Source organism: Gilliamella sp. W8126, from assembly GCF_016102185.1.
GTDB classification, from domain to species: domain Bacteria; phylum Pseudomonadota; class Gammaproteobacteria; order Enterobacterales; family Orbaceae; genus Gilliamella; species Gilliamella apis_A.
Map to the genome: position 1 here is coordinate 1 of NZ_JACFPE010000016.1, position 1145 is coordinate 1145.

The 1145-nt window shown below is 28.0% G+C and carries 1 protein-coding gene; it reads left to right on the plus strand.

What is annotated here, in order from left to right; translation table 11 throughout:
• The first annotated feature begins 125 nt into the window (after nt 1–125).
• Complete coding sequence (locus H3S74_RS12410) at nt 126–1055, plus strand: hypothetical protein (protein ID WP_198248024.1); 930 nt, start codon at nt 126–128, stop codon at nt 1053–1055.
• The last annotated feature ends 90 nt before the right edge of the window (nt 1056–1145 follow it).

The window sequence follows — 1145 nt, forward strand, 5'->3', positions numbered from 1 at the left end:
ATAAAAAATAAAAGGCACTAAATCTTATAATTAGGTTTAGTGCCTTTTAATTTTTCTATTAACAACATCATTTTTTTTATGTTAAAATTTGTACTCTTATAATATAAATAAAACAAATGGATGTTATGAAAAGTTTAAAGTATTCTTTTATATTAGCTTGCAGTATAACACTTTGTAGCTGCTTTAATGGTCCAACTTCACAAGTTCGTTTAATTGATAATCCTACTGCCAATGAAATTAAGTTAGTTATTGATGGTAAAGATATTGTCATTCCCGCTAACTCAAACATTAAGTATACTTTTGAATATGGTAAACATAATTTAGCTTATAATAATGAGTCGATTGAGTTTTTTGTAAAACCTGTAAAATTCAATGGTCGAGGCTTTATTAATCCAACCCAAAGCAATTATATGTTACACACTTTTATCTATGCAACTGACAACACCAGTGATGAAACATACGACAAATTATATGAGAAATCGCTTAATAAAGTTGAAGTGATCTTAGATGGTGAGCAAGTAGAGGTTGAGCTTCCTGTAAAAGTGGTTAATAATTTCTTTATTGAAGATCGAGATAATAGATGGGATTACTCTATTGATGAAAATATTCCCGACGAAATTACTGAAAATATTAATAAAAATCAATCTTATCAATCTCGTAAAATTAAAATGTATCGTGAAAATGAATATTTGAAGTTTTTAAAAGAAGATGGTATAGAAGATGAAATTAGTTTTCCTAATAAACCTAAAAAATTGTCTGAAATTAATCAGTATGTATTTCCGAAACTTGATTTAGAAAGCATAACATGTGATGAAGGTAAAAAATATTTACAGGACACATTAGATAAATGGCAACAACTTTTCACTTTAACGGGTAGTGACGTTGCAAGTAAGTATGAAGGATTTGGGGGATATGATGGTATGCATGCCTTACTTGGTTCTAAAAAACTTTGTCCTAACGAAAAAGATCCTGAACAAACTTATTCCAAAGCTATTAGGCCGTTAGACGACGCTTTAACTAAAGGACGTGATATATACTTTTTTGTAATCAAATAAATCTGAAAATCTTTTAAAGATCAAATTATAAAAAATAAAAGGCACTAAATCTTATAATTAGGTTTAGTGCCTTTTAATTTTTCTATTAAC

Excerpts from the sequence above, each read along its gene's own strand:
- H3S74_RS12410 (WP_198248024.1), top strand. The coding sequence starts at position 126 with ATGAAAAGTTTAAAGTATTCTTTTATATTAGCTTGCAGTATAACACTT.